The sequence below is a fragment of the Citrobacter sp. R4 genome, from assembly GCF_026719175.1.
Taxonomy (GTDB): domain Bacteria; phylum Pseudomonadota; class Gammaproteobacteria; order Enterobacterales; family Enterobacteriaceae; genus Citrobacter_A; species Citrobacter_A sedlakii.
On sequence record NZ_JAPPSU010000041.1, the window covers coordinates 1 to 2,064 of the forward strand.

Consider the following 2,064-nt stretch of genomic DNA (forward strand, 5'->3'; position numbering starts at 1 on the left):
CATGGTACGGCTGGGACGGCGACAGGCTGACCACCACCGAAACAGACACACAGCGCGTACAGACGATTTACACACCGGGCAGCTTCACGCCGCTGGTCAGAATCGAAACCCAAACCGCAGAGCTGGCGAAAGCAGTCCGCCGCACGCTGGTGGAGAAATTTCAGCAGGAAGCGAACGTAATCTTCCCGCCGGAACTGGTGGCGCTGGTGGATAATCTGGAAGCGGAGCTACAGCGCGGGGAACTCAGCGAAGGCAACCGGGCGTGGCTGGCGCAGTGCGGGCTGACGCCGGAGCAGATACAAAACCAGATGGAGCCGGTATACACGCCGCAGAGAAAAATCCACCTGTACCACTGCGACCACCGTGGCCTGCCGCTGGCGCTGATAAACGCGGAGGGGAAAGCGGACTGGTCGGCAGAATATGATGCCTGGGGTAATGTACTGCGTGAGACAAACCCGCACAAACTGGCACAGCTCATCCGCCTGCCGGGTCAGCAGTATGATGAAGAGACGGGGCTGTACTATAACCGTCACCGGTATTACGACCCGTTACAGGGACGGTATATCACGCAGGACCCGATTGGGCTGAGGGGGGGATTAAATTTGTATGGGTATACACTAAATCCCGTTATGAAAATTGATCCTTTGGGTTTGTATAATTTATATGAGCTATTATATGATGTTTGGCATGATGATTCATATGGAACATCATCAATTGATATTACTGCCAGTGGAGATGTAATATCATTAGGCGGTCATATTGGAGCCGGTATTGCCTTTGCTAAAAAGAAAGGTGAAATGTTATCTGATATTTGTCTTTATGCAACAGCATGTGGACATGCAGGAGTTGGCGGTGGGTTAAATGCAGCAATTACATATTCTGAAACCAAGTCTTTACCTACATCGGGGGTCAGCAATTCAGTAGGTGCAACTGCTGGAGGTGGTGTTGTAGGACATCTTGCATATTCTTATGTAGCTGATGTTGATAATCCTGAATCATCAACTGAATCAATCGGTATCGGCGTCGGTGCTGACGCGTCGGTTATGGGCTTGGCTTGCAGAACGTGGCAGGAATGCTTAGTAAATTGATAAGGGATAATATGAAAAAATTATTTATTTTATTTTTATTTTTAATGTGCGGTTGTTCTCCGATAGACATAGAGCCAGCCAGGTTGGAGGTTGAAGTATTTCGTGATTTATATCAAGCGGAAAAGTATAGTGATATATATAAAATCACATCAAATAATTTTCAGGTGGCAACATCTGAAAAAAAATTCATCAGCATAATGGTCGAAGCAAAAGAAAAACATCTTGGGGATTATAAGAAATCCACATTAAAAATAGAGAAGGTCACGCGTGGTTTATTTTCAAATGATGAAATCTCATTAGTATACTTTTCAGAATATTCAAAAAGGATTGTGCAGGAGGTTTTCGTTTTTGAAATAGAAGGTAAAAAAAATAAGCTAAAAAGTTATAGATATGATTCGATCAATTAGGGGGCTTAAATATAAATTTATTGCATCCGACTATGACAAAAAAACAGGCTGTATTATAACCAGATTGATATTACGACCAGCACAGAACCATAGCGTACGACGCCGCCTGACGCAACGGATGGACTACGACGCAGTCGAACGCGTCATCCGGTTTGTCAATGAAAATGATGCCAGCACTTTTTTACTAACGACACGCTGGCGGAGAAATTTCAGCAGGAGGCGAACGTAATCTTCCCGCCGGAACTGGTGGCGCTGGTGGATAATCTGGAAGCCGAACTACAGTGCGGGGAACTCAGCGAAGGCAACCGGGCGTGGCTGGCGCAGTGCGGGCTGACGCCGGAGCAGATACAAAACCAGATGGAGCCGGAATATATACCGCAGAGAAAAATCCACCTGTACCACTGCGACCACCGTGGCCTGCCGCTGGCGCTGATAAACGCGGAGGGGAAAGCGGACTGGTCGGCAGAATATGATGCCTGGGGTAATGTACTGCGTGAGACAAACCCGCACAAACTGGCACAGCTCATCCGCCTGCCGGGTCAGCAGTATGATGAAGAGACGGGGCTGTA

General features: G+C 47.5%; 2 protein-coding genes and 1 pseudogene. All 3 read left to right on the top strand.

The annotated features are described in order from the left end of the window. Positions 1-1,088 (top strand): RHS repeat-associated core domain-containing protein (locus tag OOJ60_RS24400; protein ID WP_205613297.1); only part of this gene is annotated, 1,088 nt, incomplete at its 5' end. 11 nt (positions 1,089-1,099) lie between these two features. Continuing rightward, positions 1,100-1,495 (top strand): type IV secretion protein Rhs, encoded by a 396-nt coding sequence (locus OOJ60_RS24405; protein ID WP_233470925.1) that lies wholly within the window; start codon positions 1,100-1,102, stop codon positions 1,493-1,495. Positions 1,496-1,687: 192 nt separating this feature from the next. Then, positions 1,688-2,064, top strand: a pseudogene (locus tag OOJ60_RS24410) (RHS domain-containing protein); the annotation flags it as partial.